Below are 17186 nucleotides of genomic sequence, written 5' to 3'. Positions count from 1 at the left end.
TCATTGCTGGTATTTTTTGTCACTCCGTATTTTGTAATGTAAGTGACATTTCATGCCAGCTAAGCCCGCCATGATCAGAATCCGATTTTCCAAGGTGTATAAAGCCGTATTTGGCATACATGCCAACAAGTTCAGCCTGACATATAAGGTAAATTTTTATTTTCCCTATATCCCGCATGGAATCAATAAATCTCTCCATTAACGTACTTGCCATGCCTTTCCCTTGATATTTAGGGTGAACTACCACAGACATGATGATAATGTTCTTTCCACTCGGATCATGGCCTATTAATTCTTTGAAGTTTTCATCGGATAGTTCAACCTTATGGGTTGCTCCTGAATTAATAAAACCAATAATTTCCTCACTGTTTTCTATAACGAGAAAACCATCAGGGTAGGTCTTAATTCGCTTTAAAATTTTTTCTCTAGTTGCAGCCTCGTTACCGGTATAGGATACAGACTCAATCTCATAGCACCTATCCAGATCTAGCTCATTTGCAGTGCGAATGTTTACTTTAGACATTTTCGATTAATAGCCCTAAGAAAAAACATTTATATGGTGATTAACAGGACCTCTACCACCTTGATTTCTATTCCAAACGCATTTCTGCGCTAATGTCTCCCAAAAAACATAATAAATCAATCTGCCACTTCTAAATGGTTCCATGGTGCATACCAGAGGCTGATAGAGCAATAAATCTACAATTCTTTAAGTTTAAGAGGCGTTCTATCTTTTTGCGGAGGCTCGATAAAAAGAATGATCAAGGTGATCTAAATCTTTCAGTAGATTCGGCCATATTTTTTGAGAGTATGTGGGGAAATAGGAGTGTTGGAGGGGGAGGACGCTAAGGGTATTCCCTAGCGCCGGATGAAGAAGATTTAAATACCTAACTCAGCCCTCAAGGCTGCCATTTTTTGCGCATTCTCTTCTTTGGAAAGCGGGGTGCCGGGGTTTTCTTCCAGCTTTAATTGTTCCGGGGCGCTGAGTTTTTCTCCTTCCAGTACGCGTGCACAAAGTTTGCGGTAGTGCTCTGCAAATACCGGGTAGGCGATGGATTCTGGGTTGTTGGAGAGAAAATACCAGTTGGATTCACGCCCAGCATGGTAAACCGCTGGGTGACTCCAATTGTGATTGGTTTTGGGGCTGGGCGCATTGCAGGCTTCGCGGTAGGCGGCGCGGGCTTCTGGTAGGCCGTTTTCGCCGGCGGCGCAGAGCTGCAGCATTTTGTGTACTGTGGGCAGGTATTCGCTCTGCAGTATCGCGCGCTTTGCGCCCTGCATAATATCCTGCGCTTCAAAAGCGGCCAGCGCTTCGAGCCACAGGCGTTTTGCGTGATGCAGGGTTTCGGTATCCGGAAATGCGGCACTGAACTGGTTATGGTAATTCAGTTTAAACAACGCGAATACTTCGTTAATCGCGCGTTTTTTTTCGTTCAGCAGTTCCTGATCTTGCGCATTACCAGTTTGTGTCTGTGAGTATGTCGCCGATTGAGCGGTCGCGGGTGCGCTGGTTTGCGCTGTTGTGGGCGTCTTGTGGATTGCCATAAGAGTTTCCTATTGCCAACTTGTTGCGCTCTGCCCATTGATGGCGAGCGTGACGCACAAATACGGCGTCCCAGCTTTTGCGCGCGGCGTTTTGGCCGCGCCAGTAAATAATAAATTCCGGCACCAGTGATAGGGCGAAGTCACGCTCTATCTCGCACTGGTTCACCAGGTGGCTCAGGCAGTCGCCGCCGGGCTGCCAGTTGCGCGCTATGGGTTTGGCTACCGGGTTTTTCTCAATACCCTGGCAGTAGTAGGCCCATTCCTCGCGAGCGTACTCAATAAACAGCTCGCCCCAGCGCGCGCTGTGGCCACTGCGCTCTGTCCACTTGTAAATAAATTCCGGCAGCAGTTCGGCGGCAAAGCGCGGGTTGATCGCCAGGCGCTGTAGCTGTTCCCAGGTATGTTCACTGGGTTGCCAGTCGCGCGTCATGGCAGTGGGTTTGCGCTTTTCAATAAATGGAGTTTCCTGTTTCTCCCAGTCTTCCATGATCCAGTCATTGAATTCCAGATCCCAGGAAATGGATTGCTTGCCGCTGGAACGGTGGTAGTCGAGGAAGCGCTGTAGGCCGCGGCTGACAAATGTACTGGGTACCCCCTCGTCGGCCAGTTTGCGCAGGGTGTCGTTGTTCGGTTGCCAGTTATCCGGCAGGGCCTGCTTGCGTTGGGCAGTAGCGCGAAAGGCTTCCCATTTGCTCTTTACCTGGCGCAGGAACAGTGAGCCAAAGGAGTGGCGTGGCTCGGCCCGTTCGCGCCAGTAGGTGACAAACTCCGGTAACTGCTCCCGCACAAAGTGTTCCGGGATGCCGAGCTGGCTGATGCGCGCCATAGTTTCGGCATCTGGCTGCCAGCTGGGGGCAATGGTGTTGGCACTGCGATTGGCTGGTGCCGGGGCGCGGCTCGGTTCCGGGGTTTGAGCCAGGGCTGAAGGGCGGCGGTGTTCACTGGGCAGGGTGAACTTGAGGACTTCACTGCTACCGAAAGGAGCTGCGCCCAGCATCAGGGCGCCCTGATTGCGCAGGCTGGTGGCTACCCGCTGGATATCTGCTGCCTGCCAGAACGGCAGAAGCAGATAGAGTTGCTCGCCGGTGGCGGTAAACCAGTCCCGCCCAGCGTAGGGCTCTGCGGGCAGGAAAGGTATCAGGTCGCCCAGGGCGGTGAGCAATACCGCTTCCTCCAGGCCAACAGTTGAGGCCAGAGTCGGGGAGATACTCAGGGGTCTTTCGGGGAGCAGGGGGTGTTTCATGGCGCGATAATAACACTCCGGCGTGGGGCTTGCGCGGCCTTTACAGTGGCTCTTTATGGCCTGCTCTTGCCAGAGCAAGGCGCGCCAGTCCAGCCGCTAAGCTGAATAATGGCGGCCCGGAAATAGAGCAGGGTAAATTGTGGCTGTAACCCGTTGCCTTACCCCTGGGGTAAGGTTGTAACTTTGTCGCCAGAAACGGTATTGAGGGAGAGCATTATGGCGAGAGAACAGCAAGCAGCGCAGACACTATTCCGCCTCAGTGGCGTGAGCTGTGCCGGCTGTGTGAATAAGATTGAAAGCGCCGTGCAGGGTGTTGCGGGGGTGCAGGATGCCCGCATAAACCTGGCCGATAAAACCCTTAAGGTGCAGGGCGCGGCGGCGCCGCAAAGTTGTATCGAGGCGGTGCGCCAGGCGGGTTATGACGCCGAGGTGGCCAAGAGTAGCGAGCGCCAGCGGCGCGAAGAGCAGCGTGCCCAGGAAGAGCGCCACTATCACCAGTTACTGTGGCGCTCCGCTATCGCCCTGGGTGTGGGCCTGCCGTTGATGGCCTGGGGCCTGATCACCGATAAAATGTCCGTCAACAGCTTCGCAGATCAGCTGGCTTGGGGCGCCATGGGGCTTATTACCCTGGCGATTCTGGTGTTCTGTGGTGGTCAATTTTTCAGCGGGGCCTGGAAAGCGCTACGCCACCACAGCGCCACTATGGATACCCTGGTGGCCCTGGGTACCGGCACGGCCTGGCTTTTTTCCATGTTGGTGGTGCTGGTGCCCCACCTGCTGCCGGAAGCGGCGCGCCATGTGTACTTTGAGGCCAGCGCCATGATTATCGGCCTGATCAGCCTGGGCCAGGCACTGGAAGTGCGCGCTCGCGGGCGTACCAGTGCGGCGGTGGAGAAACTGCTGGAGCTGCAGGATACCTCGGCGCGGGTTCTGCGCGACGGTAAAGAAGTGGATCTGCCGATTGAGCAGGTTCAGGCCGGTGACCAGTTGCGCGTGCGCCCCGGAGAAAAGATCCCGGTGGATGGCGTGGTGCTGGAGGGCGGTAGCCTGGTGGATGAATCCATGCTCACCGGCGAGCCAGTACCGGTGAAGAAGGGCGAGGGGGACAATCTGGCTGCTGGCACCCTGAACAAGAACGGCAGCTTGCTGTTCCGGGCGGAAAAAGTGGGGGCGGACACCCGCCTGGCACAAATTATTGAGATGGTCAAAAACGCCCAGGGCTCACGGGTGCCCATTGCGCGCCTGGCAGACAAAATCTCGGCCATTTTTGTGCCGGTGGTGATGATCATCGCTGTGGTGGCGGCACTGGTCTGGTTCAACCTGGGACCGGATCCGCGCGCCGCCCATATGCTGGTGGTTCTTACCTCGGTGCTGATTATTGCCTGCCCCTGCGCCCTGGGGCTGGCTACGCCCATGTCGGTGATGGTGGGCGTGGGTAAGGGTGCGGAGTACGGTGTGCTGGTGCGCAACGGCAAGGCGTTGCAGCAGTCCTGCAATCTGGATGTGCTGGTTGTGGATAAGACCGGCACGCTCACCGAAGGCTCACCACGCCTCACCGATATCGAGAGCGAAGGCGATAGCGATGAGTTACTGCGTTTGCTGGCGAGCCTGGAACAGGGCTCGGAGCATCCGCTGGCTGAGGCGGTTGTGACTGCGGCCCATGAGAAAAAGCTTGATCTACAAAAGCCCAGTGATTTCGAAGCCATTACTGCACATGGGGTGATGGGGGTTATTTCCGGTAAAAAGATACTGCTCGGTAACAGTAAGTTAATGCAGCGGGAAAATATTCCCCTGGGTGACTGGAAGGCCCGCGCCAACAATCTGGCGGAGGCAGGGCGTACGGTGATGTATGCGGCAGTGGATGGTGTACTGCAGGGAATTATCGCTGTGGCTGATCCAATTCGGGATGATGCCGCAGCGGCCATAGCCCGTTTGCGTAAGATGGGCCTGCGCCTGGAGATGCTGACTGGTGATAACCAAGCCAGTGCCGAGGCCGTTGCCCGCCATCTTAAAATCGATAAAGTGCACGCTGAGTTGTTGCCGGAAGACAAAGAGCGCATAGTGGCGCAACTGCAGAAAGACGGTGCGCGTGTGGGCATGGTGGGAGATGGTATCAATGATGCCCCAGCACTGGCTCGCGCCGATGTGGGCTTTGCTATCGGCGCCGGTACCGATGTCGCTATCGAAAGTGCCGATGTCACCCTGATGCGATCCTCCCTACATGGAGTCGCCAATGCGGTGGAATTATCGCGGGCGACTCTCGGCAATATCAAACAGAACCTTTTTGGAGCCTTTATTTATAACACCCTAGGTATACCCATCGCCGCAGGGGTGCTATTTCCGCTCACTGGCATGTTGCTGAGCCCGATCGTGGCAGGTGCCGCTATGGCACTCTCCTCGCTTACCGTGGTGAGCAATGCCAACCGTCTACGCTTCTTTAAGCCCTCGGAGGTGCACTAATGATTGCGACCCTGGTAAATACCATCGGAGTACTGCTAATTATTGCCATCATCTGGTGGTTCTGGCTGGGCCCGAGGCGCGGTGCGGCAAAGACAGTGGCGGTCAGTGAACAACTGCAAATAGTGGTCAAAGATGGCGTATATGAGCCGGATCATATTCGCCTGCCTTCGGGTCATGCCGCCACCCTGCATTTTTTACGGGAAGATCCCAGCCCCTGCTCCGAGTGGGTGATTTTCCCCGATCTCGAAATCAGTGCTGAGCTAGCGCTCAATAAAGAAACAGCGGTAGAAATCCCTGCGGCCAAACCGGGAAAATACCCCTTTAGCTGCCAGATGCAGATGTATCGTGGGACGCTTACCTTGGAATAAAGTGAACTCAACCGGAAGAGGTCAGTTTATTTTCTGCGAACAAGTCAATTAAGGTGTAATTTTTTCCAATCAGGACCGACAACATTAATAGGCCTTCAGGCACTTCCTTCACAGCTAACCCGACTTAGAACACTTAATGGGTCAAAGAAGCATAGGGAAGTGCCCGGAGGAGACAGAGGGGAGGCCACTAGGTTTTCCAGAAGTGCTATTTACGATTTGGTCCCTAAATAATGAACACCTTTTTGCAAAAAACTTCTAGGGCCCTGCTGGGCCTTTCATTCACATTGATTGCTGCTGCCTTGTTTCTTGGCCAGAATGGGGGCCTGGCCTCCATTTTCGGATTTTATGGCGTTAATAGTGAGGCGGGCTTGCACATCGTAAGAATTGCCGTAGCACTTCTCTTTGCGGTAGCTGCGGTTTTAGCCCTGCTATCACTGTTAAAACCACAATATATTCGCCCCCTGGCACTCTTGATTATATGTATGTCCTTGGTCCCTTTGTTAAGTCTCTTCGGAAGTGCGCATTGGATCGATAGCCTCGGTGGGTTTCCAGCTATTGGCTCCGGGCAGGGCGTGATCAAGTACTTTGCCCTCACCGCGATTGGTCTGACACTGTTGAGCTGCAGTGCCTGTCAGTCAATGCGCTATATCTGGCTGAACTATTTACCTGTGGGGTTGGTTCTATTGTGGATTGGCGGAATGAAGTTCACTGCAATAGAAGCCCAGGGTATTGAGGGCCTGGTGAGTAGTTCACCCTTGATGGCATGGCTCTATAATTTCTTTAATATACAACAGGCCTCCAATCTGATTGGCATTTATGACTTGATCGCTCTGATCATTCTGGCTTTGGGGTTAGTCATCCGGCCCCTGTTTTGGCCGGGGATACTGCTCTGTGGTGCGGTGTTTGTAACAACTCAGACTTTTCTATTCAGCTATCCCGGAAGCTGGCAAAGCCCAGGAGTTTTGGCCTCTAGTGGCATATTTATTATTAAAGATCTTTGGTTTATCGCCAATCTGCTAATAATGATCGATATCCGTAAGCACCTAAGTCACTCAGTTACCGGTAAGTAACAGGGTTGCGTCTAATCTTAGATATTGAGGCGTAAAGAGTAGTATTTTTTATTTTGGAGCATAAATCACTACTTTGGCTGTTGGGCCTTGAGGGTTTCATTTCCTTCTGCCCCTGCCTCTCAGTAGACCTTTTATGGCGGCATAACATATGGATGATTTAATCTTTTTGCCCTTTAGCCAGTTTTTAGAAGACTCGTCTACTGAGTGAATATGTCTAGGTAACACAGGGATGTGTCGCTTTATGACTACTAAATAAAAATGAGGTGTTTATTGGTCTTCTAGTCTTGATTATTTTTTTAAGAACAATTCCTAATTTTTAGTCATATATTCATAGAGATTTTCTTGCTGTCTAGGTAGTTACTTCCCGTTGCCTATATGTCTAGATCTTTCTAAATATTTATACGTGGTTTTATTTTTCTTTTGTCATGACAGTAAGCTTAAATAGAAATTCCCTTACATGAATAATTTATTCCTTTCTCAAAATGGCAGTATGGCTTTTGGTGACAATTTTTCACTATGTTTGCATAATTGCGAAATTATTTGGAACCGTATCTAAAGGTCAAAGTCCATTAACCTGACAATAACGTCTCACAAGTATTTTTAAATAAAGCGATGTTTACTTGGTCGGGCAAAAATAAGGAAGTAAATAAACCCAGGAAGGAAATCGCACATGCATAAATAATGGCTGTTGATATGACTTTACGAATGAAAAAAGCGGTTTCGTCACTGAAGAAACCTGCATTAAACAAAACTCTATTGGCGATGATTCTGGTGGGGGTCAGCTCTAATACAATTGGCCATGGCTACGTGGAAGAATATGGTGGAGGTGTGGCATCTGCGCGGGGTACTTTATGTAAATACCCTCTAGCCTCTACAGGTCAAAAAAACATAAATTGTGGAGCCGTTCAATGGGAGCCGCAAAGTGTTGAAGGGCCCGAAGGGTTTCCAGAGAGTGGCCCGGCTGATGGCATGATCGCTAGTGCCGGTAGTAATGTATGGTCACCATTAAATGAACAAACTGCTGACCGCTGGCTGAAAACTCCCATAACTGCTGGTAAACAAACTTTTAAGTGGCACTTTACCGCGAATCACGTAGCTCGTGACTGGAAATATTATATTACCAAACCGGATTGGAACCCTAATCAACCATTATCCCGAGCTTCATTTGATTTAAATCCATTCTGTACTATTGATGGAAATAATCAAAAGCCACCCATTGATATGCATCACGAATGCGTGGTTCCTGAGCGAGATGGGTACCAAGTTATCCTTGCTGTGTGGGATGTGGCTGATACAGCCGCGGCCTTTTACAATGTTATCGACGTAGAATTTGATGGCGATGGCATACCCGAATCAGAATGGAATCAAGGTGGAACAATTAATCCAACACAAAACTTAAAAGTTGGCGATAAAGTTTCCACACGTGTTTATAGTAGCAGTAATGAAGAGCCAGCTTATGCAACAGTGCTGGAAATTGCTACTGATGAGCAGGGTATGGCTAATAACTGGGCACATGACCTTGCAACCAAAATCAATCAAGAACAGACCAGTATTCGCGCAGGCCAGTTTAATGGCGAAGATCAATTTAGCCCTGTCTTTGGCTCAAACCCAATATATTTACAGGATGGCAGTGGCTTAGAGCGTGTTGAAATTAATTATGAAATCAATAGTCCAACACCAGATTATGATTTAAATGTGTCAGGACTTGAGGATATGTACACAATATCTGATGATCCACTCTCACTACAGCTTGCTCTCACGGCAAAAGGAAATATCAGGGCTGAGCTAAAAGTCTTGAACCATGCTCGTGAAACACTGGCTAATTATGAAGTCAATATGAGTGACGGTCAGAGATTAGATAGGACTTTGACACTTTCAAAGTCTGAACCTGGCCATCATATGCTTGTTATTGTGACAAAAGATATTGATGGCAATTTGATTGATCAAACTACACAAGATTTCCACTTGATGGAAGACGAAACTTCTCCACCGCCAGCAGGTGACTACGACTTTGTTTTCCCCGAAGGTCTAAAATCCTATACGGCAGGAACTAAAGTAATGGGCAGTGATGGGGATATTTATCAATGTAAGCCCTTCCCCAATTCTGGCTACTGTGTCCAGTGGAGCAGAAGTGCAAACCAGTATGAACCTGGCAGAGGTAGCTACTGGCAGATGGCCTGGGAAAAATTATAAATCCAACTAATCAAACAAGGCCCCACTAGGGGCCTTTTTGTATTTTACGATGTGCATTACTTACGTTGAGCTACTCCAATAGGACACTGGCTCTATTTAGTATGTGATTTGCAGTTTTCTATGGGTTTCATGAATTTCTTTAAAGCTGGGAATTCTAGGAGGTTTGGATAAGTAATTGTAGGCTGCTCGCATATGGCCAGCACAACGCCTAGCCGGTAAATTCCCAATGCCAGTGCCCAAGCCTGGGCAAACTATGGAGTTTATCTTCTTCGTGGGGCCTGACTTATTGAATAGTTTTACTGAGTTTAAAATGGCCCTGAAAGCATAGTAGGCATTCATGGTATTTGATATGTCCTCAGGAATACGCATAGTGGGGGCAGAAATCATGTAAGGCCAGTTGGCATTCGAGGTTGAAATCACTATTGCTGATCCAATGGGCAGTTCACCATGAAAATCAGATTTAATTCGCTCTTGTAACTGATCTTCCACCTCAAACCCTAATTCATTTCTAATCGGCAGGTCGAGGCCTCCATCCATAATTCCAAAACTGTTTGCTGGGCTTACCATTGCATTGGCAGGTTTTGAGAAATAATCACCCTCAATAATTTCAAAAATCTCAATATCACTAAAAGCCTGGTGCCATGCTTGAGTCAGCTCTTTTGATTTGTCGATTAAATATATCTTGTCAGGGAGCATTGTCTTTTACTTATATTTGAGGAGTTAGGCACTTTATATCTTTGTGCTCATCAAGCACTCAATATGTCCCGTATGATTATCTACTTGCTCTTTTAGTGAGTGAAAGCCTTGAGATAGGTAAAACTGATAGCTATTAACATTCTCTTTGTAAACCGTTAGGTTTAACGGGTTTCTCTGTGATTTAGCGTGCGCTATAAGCCGTTTCCCAATGCCCTGGCCTTGGAATTCTGGGTCCACAAAAAGCGCGGCTAAAGTATTGTCAGCTAGAGAGTAAAAGCCGGATATTTTTGAGTGTATATCATAGATATAGGTTTCTGAGTTCGGTATATAGGTATCGCGCATATTATCTATTTGAGACTCCCAGAAGTCAGCTGCGATAAAATTATGCGCCCTAACGGAGGCTTTTAGCCAAATATTTAAGATGGGCTCTATGTCGTTTGGATTGTAGCTTCTAATCATTTTTTTGATGTGCTTATTTATTGGATTTATATCAAAGTGGGTAGTCAGTCGTCATGGACCTATCAGTATATTTTGGCCGTCCCTGCTGATTTTCAGTTTTGGTGTAATAGTATATCTGGCTGAAAAAATTTGTGATTGGTACTTAGGGTAAATTCACAATGAGAAAGTAGATATTTTTCCAATAACAATTGATTACATTTGGGGTTATTGCTATTGATTTTATATTAAAATTCTGAACTCGTCAGGGCTGTGTGTGTTCCCGTACTGTGTTTGATAAGCTAACCTTCATGCTTAATATTGAGAGATGAATATGGATAACAAAGATATATGGATCGTTTCGACAAAGTCACGTCGAATGGATGGATGCCAGTTAGATGATGATGGGTCTGATTTTTATTTTGTCGAGTGCCTAATTCCCTCAAATAGCTTTGAAGAGGCAAATGGTTCAATTGAACAATTATTGCGAGATAAACAGTTGGAATTGTGTGAGGTATTGAGGTGTGAAATTTATAATGCCGAGTCGTGGGTAGATACAGAGCATTTTAGCCAGATTGAGAGTGCGGCTGAAGCTGCCAGACAAAAAGGTGAGCCTAAGTTTGCTTTATTTATTTCTTCTGAATCTATGAGCTTTAATGAAAGTGAAGAAAGCGATAACGATGAAGTGGAGTGGGACTGACTTTAGCTAGTTAGTAGCAAATTTAATAAGGATGTTGTTGCAATGAATATAGATTCTTTTGCGATGTCTATGGCTGAGGGCAGTCCAAGCTTTAAAATGGATGTCTCTTTGGTATTTGGAAGCCCTAAAAATAGAGAGAAAATCTTACGTACCTGCTTTGATTCGATTGATATATGGTCATTAAAGTATTTTGGATCTATAAATAAATCTCCTTTTGAAAGGAGGTTTGACTCTATAACAAAAAATGCTGCCATTATCGATAATGAGGTGTGGGTATATGGTATAGATTCTACAGTGAGTAGCGATATTGTGGCTGCAGTAAAAATTGCAGCGGAATGGTATCAAACTACTCCTCAAGCATTTATAAGAAATATATATGTTAAAAATCTGAATGCTGAGGGTGAAAGAATCATGTCACCAAATAACTTGGTTCAGGAGAATAAAAAGCTGTATACAGGTGTGAGTAAAGCAATACGTGAGGCCGCACGAATACTTGACTATAGTGGAGGAATAGACTTTTGGGTTATGAGTAACAATGTAAACCCCAAAATACCTAAAAAGGAATTACACCAAGCCCTTAAAGATGGAGGCGCTAAAGCTACAGCAGTTGCAAAACGAAAATTCAAATATATAAGTGGGTCAAATGATGGAGAAGATGCTCAAATGTTAATAACTAATTTGCATTTGGGTAAGTTGCAAGTTTAATCACGGCGTAGGTATGGTTCAAAGGTGATTATATTAGTGGTTTTTATTTTTAGTTAAAAGTTAATAAATAACCCTCAGAAATCTTCTTAGAACAGTAGATTTCTTGCATACAATAATGTGTTGGTAGTTATCAGGACTATCTACCAACACATATAGATATTAAACCTGATAATGACTCAAAAACATCTCCGCAGTACGCTCCGCTAGTGCGGTTTGTTCGGTTGAGCTAGGCGGGCCGGAGAGTTGTAACATCTGTGGCCAAAAACAGCTTCCCTTAATTAAGTTGTGTATCTGCCCGCTGGCGATTTCTGGGTCCAGTGGCTTCAGCCGGCCATCGGCTGCGGCGGCTTTAATCCAGCGTTGTACGCCGGTTTCATGGGCTTTGTATTTTTCCATTTCCTGACGCAGGGCTTCCGGCTGGTGGAAGAAGTAGTCGAAGGCCATACGGTTTAGTTCAATATACTGCGGGTTACAGATAGTTTTAATTTCCTGCGCCAACAGCGTGTGCAGTTGAGCATAAAGGTCGCTATCCGGGTTATAGTCACAGCCTGGGGACTGGGTTGCCTGCTGCCAGAGCTCGCCAATCAAAAACATCACCAAGGCTTCCTTGCTGGCAAAGTGGTTATATACCGTGCGCTTGGACACCTGGGCGCGGGCTGCCAGCTCATCCATACTGGTTCCCTGGACGCCCAGTTCCTGAAAGACCTGCTTAGCGGCATCAATAATGGCCTGGCGCTTAATTTCGCTTCTGGTCGGCTTCTTTTCACTCATGTGACTCTCGATATCTCTGCTTGCGTCAGGAAAGCTACCTGGCGGGAAATTAATCTAAGTGATTAATTTTACACTAACTGGTTTACTTTTTCTTCTGTCGGCAATAAACTGCACTGTATAGTTTACTTGGTGGCATCTATGAAGAAGCGCTGGTGGTTATTACTAGGAGTGATAGGTATGTCCGTTGGTCTATTTAATAGCTGTGCTACACAGCCGCAAAAGTTTCAAAACACGGAGACCGTTTATAAAGCGGGGCTGGGTAAGATGGTGGACATCATTGCAGCCTATGCCCGTGCTGACAGGGCGGCACCGGTACCTAGAGTACCTCTTCCCCTACAGACGATCACAAAGGAAGTACTCACAACTAATGAGGGTCAGCCAACGATCTATCGCCTGGGGCACTCATCCGTTTTGATCCATCTTGATGGGGAGTTTGTGCTTACTGACCCGGTATTCAGTGAGAGGGCTTCACCAGTACAGTGGATGGGGCCGAAACGTTTCCATCCGCTACCTTTTTCTCTACAAGATCTGCCGGCGTTAAAAGCCGTAATAATCAGTCATGATCACTACGATCACCTGGATAAAACCAGCGTGCGCACGCTGGATAAGAAAGTTGAACGCTTTATTGTTCCTACAGGGGTAGGCGATTACTTACGGGGATGGGGGGTCGCTTCAGGCAAGATTATCGAACTGGCCTGGTGGCAGTCCTTTTCAATAGGGAGTCTGCAATTTACGGCCACTCCGGCGCAACATTTTTCCGGGCGCGGCCTAACTGATAGGGATAAAACTTTATGGGCCAGCTGGGTAATTGCAGGGCACGAGGCACGAATCTTCTTTAGCGGTGATAGTGGTTATTTCGGTGGCTTTCGGGAAATCGGGGAGCGCTTCGGGCCCTTTGATCTAACCCTGATAGAAACCGGTGCTTACAACGATCTGTGGAGTGAAGTCCATATGCTACCGGAGGAGAGTGTGCAGGCTCATTTGGATTTGCGTGGCCGTGCCATGGTTCCTATCCACAACAGTACTTTTGATCTTGCCTTGCACGATTGGTTTGAACCCCTAGAGCGCGCGTCAGTGGCCGCAGAAACTCATGGGGCAACAGTTCTTACGCCTGTTATCGGTGCTCCGGTGAATGTGCGTACGCCCGCCCCGACACAGGCCTGGTGGAGGAAGTTTATAGCTGAAGTGCAGATCGATCTGGCTACTCAACCATAAATACGATCTTGCCAATTCAGTTGAGTTTCTTTCAAGAGGGAAGTGCAGATGGATAAACAATTTGTATTGATAACTGGAGCTTCGTGGGTTATGGGCAAGGGCTCTGACTGAGCACGGGCCGTAAAGGGTTTTTTATCTACACACCTGCCCGATGTCGTGATCGAATGGGCGACCTAAAGGATCAAGATACTGCCCCTTTAAAAATGGATCTCACTCGCGAATGGTTTGGCGATCGTATTTGCAATCGGATGCTTTTATCAATGTTGCGGTAAGAGAAACTCACAGGCCGATATTTTCCTAAATAAATAGGATTTGAGTTGTATTGGGATAGTAGTAAATGAAATCAAAGACTGTATTGGTTACGGGAGCTTCTTCGGGAATCGGCGAAGCATTTGCGTATGAATGTGCTAAAAGAGGTACAAACCTAATTTTGGTGGCTCGATCTGAAGACTCCTTATCGAATATCGCAACAAAAATTAATGAGTCATACCCAGTAGATACAAGCTTTATTCCTATGGATTTAAGTGTGGAAGGATCTGCGCAAAAGCTCTTCGATAAAACTAAAGAGATGGGTATTGAAGTTGACATTCTCATTAATAACGCAGGTTTAGGCAAGTGGGGAAGCTTTGAAAGCTTCACTCTTGAAACCTATAGGGATATGTTGCAGCTCAATATTAACACCCTTACAGAGCTTTGTTACTTATATCTACCAGAGATGAGGCTTAAAAAAACAGGCGGTATCATTAATGTTGCCTCTGGAGCAGCCCTGGTGCCGGTACCTTATGCTGGCGTCTACTCTGCATCCAAAAGTTACGTACTGAATTTTTCGGAAGCTCTGCACAATGAACTACAAGGAACAGGTGTAACAGTAACCTGCCTTTGCCCCGGTGGAACCAAGACAAACTTTGCTGAGGTGGCGAATAATCAAGTCAAGGTGGATGAGAGTATTTACGAAACTGCTGAGTACGTCGCTCAAATAGGGCTAAAAGCATTCTTCTCCAAAAAAAGTTATGTACTGTCAGGTAAGCAAAAATGGGCACTTGTTTTACTTTCTCGACTATTGAGCCGAGCGCAGCTGCTGCGTCTATCTGGGAAAGTATTTAAGCGTATTGTAAGTAATGAAAAGACATAAAATTTCGCTATTTTATTAGAGCTGGATTATCCACTTGGCCTTGCTGTGGGCCTTATTGATAATCTGGGAAGAATATATTCCTGCTGACTCTGGAGAGTCAGAATACTGGGTTGCCGCTGAGTGGTATTTTTACGCTTCAGTTAGTAAAGGTTGCCTAAATTTCCGGGGTTAAAATGGTGATTCAATATTTTCTTGTAGCTAGTAACCGTAGTTTTGGGTATTGGTTTTAGGCTATTTGAGAATCGGGTGTGTCGCCATATTCAACGCATAGGGTAAAGATTAGAGTGGATCCTGGGTAAGTTGTCTCAAAAGATACAATGATGTCTTATTTTGCAAAGTTGTAGTATGTTGTGTTGGTTTATCTTTACTTGAGGCTATGAAAGGCTACACTCCGCGAATTTTTTGTTTTTAAATAAATGTGAGTTTTATGCCTGTCTATTTACATGGCTATTAATTTTTGTGTCTAAGTTGACATTATGGTTTGCTCTGAATTAAAAACTGGGGTGTCGCTGATTGCATTGGTGATAGTAATTTCATTCAGCTAGGGAAAGTTTATGCGAATATTATTGTCAACGGTTGTTTTTATACTTGTCGTTTCTGTGGGGGCGGTGTCTGCAGGAACTGCCGAGCCAGTCTCTTTTACTCGTGGCGAAATATTGTCTTTTTATTACCAGTCAGACCTCTTGGCGCGTCAGTATCAAATTGATGTTCTATTGCCAAAAGAATACGATCCAGAGAACGATACCGTTAAATATCCAGTTGTTTATATGGTGGATGGTTATCTCGATTTTCCAATGATGGCTCCAAATTTCTTCAAGCAGAGTGTAACAGGAAAGATTCCGGCTTTTATTTTTGTAGGCATTGATTATGTTGATGATAGTTTGGGGAAGTTACGGCGTCTCGATTTGACACCAACTGCTGTGGAGATGGATGGGGAGATTCAGGGGGGTGGTGCGAATCAGTTTCTTGAGTTTATTAACGAAGAGTTAAAGCCCTTTATTAGCAATGCTTTCCCTGCTGATCAACAGGACCAGACCTTTATGGGGCATTCTCTGGGGGGATTATTTGCTCTTCATGCTTTGTTTACTCAGCCAGAAAGTTTTCACCGTTATATTGTAGCAAGCCCTAGTATCTGGTGGGATGATAAAGTGATTTTTGCCGAGGAACGAACTTATGCAGAAAATAATATAGATATGGAGAAGCATATATTCATGTTTGTCGGTAAGGAAGAGGGATTTATGGTGAAGGATATGAAGCAACTTGTGCGCAGGTTAGAGTCGCGCAATTATCCTAGCCTTAAATTGTCGAAAAAGGTATTTAAGGGGGAGAATCACCTAACGGTTCCAGTGGTGGGTTACAATTTCGGAATTAGGGAAATATTTAAAGAAGATTAACGCTTTAGCTGCTTGGCTGACCTTTTTTGCACCTCTGCGAATTATTCTTGCCATCCTGTTTGATGTTGGGCACATAAAGATTTAAGGTTCATAGGGTGAAAATGGTAAATTTTCAGAGGTGCCGCTATTTTAATAGTGCCAATGTTAGCTAAGGGGGAATGATCTTTGGTTTATAACCAAGCTCGAAACCCCAGAACCCACACGGTATCGTATACTTTTTCTCCCTCTTCGCGTTCAAAGTCTGCAGTTTTTCCGATATTGCGATATTGATGTATGCCAATATAAGGGGAGAATTTCGGATGAAGTTCATAGCGTAAACGTATGCCAATTTCTATTTCAGATAGACCAGACCCTCCGTCTGAACTTTTGTCATTTTGCCCAAAAAAATCAAATTCTGCACGGGGTGCTAAACTGAACTTTTCTGAGAGTTTAAATGTATAAACCCCTTCTATGCGAAGGGCAGTGCTGCCGCTTCTACCAAGGAAAAATACAGCGTCCATTTCAAATGAGTAGGGGGTCTCGCCAATAATACCAATTGCAAACCAATTGCGGCTGGTATTCTCCAGGTAAAAATCATGACGAATGCCTGCGAGAATATTCCAATTAGCAGAAACTGCGTGGCTGTAAATGCCCCATAGCTCATTCTCCTCGGTCTCCCCGTTGGAGCGCTCGTAGTCTACTTCTGCGGATAGCTTGCTTTGGTCTGTACCATAGCTGATGTCCCCCTCAATGGTGGCTCCGTTATTACCTTGTAATTCAAATTGATCAAGGCTGAGCTTGGCGATGGGTTTGTCTTCTCCTAGGGTTGCATCATTGTTACTTCCAGATGTGGAGTGATACTGAAGGCCATGATGTAAATCCTCTTGGGATTGTCCTTCGATAGCGAGCATCCCCATTAGTAAGGAAATAGTAATCGCTGGAGTTATTGATACTTTACGTAGAAGAATTTCACTTGCGTATCGTCTGGACTCCCGGTTACCCCATATAGGCTTGGTGCGACCTATGAGGTTCAATGAGGAGAAATCTTGCTGCAGATATGGTGAGTGAATAAAGTGTAGAGCTGAAGTGTTTATGTACGACACTTTTTGCCCTTTCTATACCATTTCTTCCTGATGTAATAATTTCATACATTTAATAGAAGTTGTTTCTGTATTCTGCCATTTTACAAAGTTTTGAGTTTGCTTGTTGTAAGGAATATTTACCAGTATAAGCATATTGCCTTTCTAATCTTTCAAATTTGATAAAATCTCTCTATTAAT

General features: G+C 46.4%; 16 protein-coding genes. 9 read left to right on the top strand and 7 right to left on the bottom strand.

Going from position 1 to position 17186, the window contains the following annotated elements; all coding sequences use genetic code 11:
* Positions 1-19 precede the first annotated feature (19 nt).
* The 3 genes from ACJJI0_RS12575 to ACJJI0_RS12565 all read right to left on the bottom strand — a co-directional run bounded on the left by ACJJI0_RS12575 (position 20) and on the right by ACJJI0_RS12565 (position 2788).
* A complete protein-coding gene (locus ACJJI0_RS12575; protein ID WP_444882844.1) occupies positions 20-523 on the bottom strand; it encodes a GNAT family N-acetyltransferase in 504 nt (167 codons plus the stop codon).
* 356 nt (positions 524-879) lie between these two features.
* Positions 880-1545 carry a replication protein P gene (locus ACJJI0_RS12570; RefSeq protein ID WP_444882843.1) on the bottom strand — a complete coding sequence of 222 codons (666 nt, stop codon included), beginning with the start codon at positions 1543-1545 and terminating at the stop codon, positions 880-882.
* Complete coding sequence (locus tag ACJJI0_RS12565; RefSeq protein WP_444882842.1) at positions 1457-2788, bottom strand: DnaT-like ssDNA-binding domain-containing protein; 1332 nt, start codon at positions 2786-2788, stop codon at positions 1457-1459. The genes ACJJI0_RS12570 and ACJJI0_RS12565 overlap by 89 nt, the downstream gene beginning before the upstream one ends.
* Before the next feature lie 216 nt (positions 2789-3004).
* Here ACJJI0_RS12565 and ACJJI0_RS12560 point away from each other — a divergent pair, with 216 nt between their 5' ends.
* From ACJJI0_RS12560 to gbpA, 4 genes are all read left to right on the top strand, one after another.
* Positions 3005-5248, top strand: coding sequence for a heavy metal translocating P-type ATPase (locus ACJJI0_RS12560; RefSeq protein WP_444882841.1), 2244 nt, complete (start codon positions 3005-3007; stop codon positions 5246-5248).
* The gene (locus ACJJI0_RS12555; protein ID WP_444882840.1) at positions 5248-5616 is read left to right on the top strand and encodes a cupredoxin domain-containing protein; all 369 of its coding nucleotides are present in this window, start codon (positions 5248-5250) and stop codon (positions 5614-5616) included. The genes ACJJI0_RS12560 and ACJJI0_RS12555 overlap by 1 nt, the downstream gene beginning before the upstream one ends.
* Before the next feature lie 230 nt (positions 5617-5846).
* Entirely contained in the window at positions 5847-6686 is an 840-nt protein-coding gene (locus ACJJI0_RS12550) for a DUF417 family protein (RefSeq protein WP_444882839.1), read from the top strand.
* Between the two features lie 681 nt (positions 6687-7367).
* Positions 7368-8879 (top strand): N-acetylglucosamine-binding protein GbpA, encoded by a 1512-nt coding sequence (gene gbpA / locus ACJJI0_RS12545; protein WP_444882838.1) that lies wholly within the window; start codon positions 7368-7370, stop codon positions 8877-8879.
* A gap of 96 nt (positions 8880-8975) precedes the next feature.
* Here the strand turns inward: gbpA and ACJJI0_RS12540 are convergent, their stop codons facing one another.
* Both ACJJI0_RS12540 and ACJJI0_RS12535 read right to left on the bottom strand, forming a co-directional pair.
* Positions 8976-9575, bottom strand: a complete 600-nt coding sequence (locus ACJJI0_RS12540) for a macro domain-containing protein (protein ID WP_444882837.1) — start codon at positions 9573-9575, stop codon at positions 8976-8978.
* Positions 9576-9608: 33 nt separating this feature from the next.
* Positions 9609-10034 (bottom strand): N-acetyltransferase, encoded by a 426-nt coding sequence (locus tag ACJJI0_RS12535; RefSeq protein ID WP_444882836.1) that lies wholly within the window; start codon positions 10032-10034, stop codon positions 9609-9611.
* Between the two features lie 310 nt (positions 10035-10344).
* Here ACJJI0_RS12535 and ACJJI0_RS12530 point away from each other — a divergent pair, with 310 nt between their 5' ends.
* Both ACJJI0_RS12530 and ACJJI0_RS12525 read left to right on the top strand, forming a co-directional pair.
* A complete protein-coding gene (locus ACJJI0_RS12530; protein ID WP_444882835.1) occupies positions 10345-10710 on the top strand; it encodes a hypothetical protein in 366 nt (121 codons plus the stop codon).
* Positions 10711-10752: 42 nt separating this feature from the next.
* The gene (locus ACJJI0_RS12525) at positions 10753-11415 is read left to right on the top strand and encodes a hypothetical protein (RefSeq protein ID WP_444882834.1); all 663 of its coding nucleotides are present in this window, start codon (positions 10753-10755) and stop codon (positions 11413-11415) included.
* A gap of 159 nt (positions 11416-11574) precedes the next feature.
* Here ACJJI0_RS12525 and ACJJI0_RS12520 read toward each other — a convergent pair whose 3' ends face one another.
* Positions 11575-12186 (bottom strand): TetR/AcrR family transcriptional regulator, encoded by a 612-nt coding sequence (locus tag ACJJI0_RS12520; protein ID WP_444882833.1) that lies wholly within the window; start codon positions 12184-12186, stop codon positions 11575-11577.
* Positions 12187-12324: 138 nt separating this feature from the next.
* Here ACJJI0_RS12520 and ACJJI0_RS12515 point away from each other — a divergent pair, with 138 nt between their 5' ends.
* From ACJJI0_RS12515 to ACJJI0_RS12505, 3 genes are all read left to right on the top strand, one after another.
* Entirely contained in the window at positions 12325-13401 is a 1077-nt protein-coding gene (locus tag ACJJI0_RS12515; RefSeq protein ID WP_444882832.1) for an MBL fold metallo-hydrolase, read from the top strand.
* A 337-nt stretch (positions 13402-13738) separates the two neighbouring features.
* Positions 13739-14533: an SDR family NAD(P)-dependent oxidoreductase gene (locus tag ACJJI0_RS12510; RefSeq protein WP_444882831.1), complete on the top strand. Its 795-nt coding sequence runs from the start codon at positions 13739-13741 to the stop codon at positions 14531-14533.
* A gap of 554 nt (positions 14534-15087) precedes the next feature.
* Positions 15088-15927: an alpha/beta hydrolase gene (locus tag ACJJI0_RS12505; RefSeq protein ID WP_444882830.1), complete on the top strand. Its 840-nt coding sequence runs from the start codon at positions 15088-15090 to the stop codon at positions 15925-15927.
* 170 nt (positions 15928-16097) lie between these two features.
* On the opposite strand, the gene ACJJI0_RS12500 is transcribed toward ACJJI0_RS12505, so the two are convergent.
* The gene (locus tag ACJJI0_RS12500) at positions 16098-17009 is read right to left on the bottom strand and encodes a copper resistance protein B (protein WP_444882829.1); all 912 of its coding nucleotides are present in this window, start codon (positions 17007-17009) and stop codon (positions 16098-16100) included.
* Between the last annotated feature and the right edge of the window lie 177 nt (positions 17010-17186).

Source organism: Microbulbifer mixtoriginis (SeqCode) (assembly GCF_052466695.1).
The sequence above is the reverse complement of the archived record's forward strand: the minus strand, read 5'-3'. Positions and strand labels throughout refer to the sequence as shown.

Excerpts from the sequence above, each read along its gene's own strand:
- ACJJI0_RS12575 (WP_444882844.1), bottom strand. The coding sequence starts at position 523 with ATGTCTAAAGTAAACATTCGCACTGCAAATGAGCTAGATCTGGATAGG.
- ACJJI0_RS12570 (WP_444882843.1), bottom strand. The coding sequence starts at position 1,545 with ATGGCAATCCACAAGACGCCCACAACAGCGCAAACCAGCGCACCCGCG.
- ACJJI0_RS12565 (WP_444882842.1), bottom strand. The coding sequence starts at position 2,788 with ATGAAACACCCCCTGCTCCCCGAAAGACCCCTGAGTATCTCCCCGACT.
- ACJJI0_RS12560 (WP_444882841.1), top strand. The coding sequence starts at position 3,005 with ATGGCGAGAGAACAGCAAGCAGCGCAGACACTATTCCGCCTCAGTGGC.
- ACJJI0_RS12555 (WP_444882840.1), top strand. The coding sequence starts at position 5,248 with ATGATTGCGACCCTGGTAAATACCATCGGAGTACTGCTAATTATTGCC.
- ACJJI0_RS12550 (WP_444882839.1), top strand. The coding sequence starts at position 5,847 with ATGAACACCTTTTTGCAAAAAACTTCTAGGGCCCTGCTGGGCCTTTCA.
- gbpA (WP_444882838.1), top strand. The coding sequence starts at position 7,368 with ATGGCTGTTGATATGACTTTACGAATGAAAAAAGCGGTTTCGTCACTG.
- ACJJI0_RS12540 (WP_444882837.1), bottom strand. The coding sequence starts at position 9,575 with ATGCTCCCTGACAAGATATATTTAATCGACAAATCAAAAGAGCTGACT.
- ACJJI0_RS12535 (WP_444882836.1), bottom strand. The coding sequence starts at position 10,034 with ATGATTAGAAGCTACAATCCAAACGACATAGAGCCCATCTTAAATATT.
- ACJJI0_RS12530 (WP_444882835.1), top strand. The coding sequence starts at position 10,345 with ATGGATAACAAAGATATATGGATCGTTTCGACAAAGTCACGTCGAATG.
- ACJJI0_RS12525 (WP_444882834.1), top strand. The coding sequence starts at position 10,753 with ATGAATATAGATTCTTTTGCGATGTCTATGGCTGAGGGCAGTCCAAGC.
- ACJJI0_RS12520 (WP_444882833.1), bottom strand. The coding sequence starts at position 12,186 with ATGAGTGAAAAGAAGCCGACCAGAAGCGAAATTAAGCGCCAGGCCATT.
- ACJJI0_RS12515 (WP_444882832.1), top strand. The coding sequence starts at position 12,325 with ATGAAGAAGCGCTGGTGGTTATTACTAGGAGTGATAGGTATGTCCGTT.
- ACJJI0_RS12510 (WP_444882831.1), top strand. The coding sequence starts at position 13,739 with ATGAAATCAAAGACTGTATTGGTTACGGGAGCTTCTTCGGGAATCGGC.
- ACJJI0_RS12505 (WP_444882830.1), top strand. The coding sequence starts at position 15,088 with ATGCGAATATTATTGTCAACGGTTGTTTTTATACTTGTCGTTTCTGTG.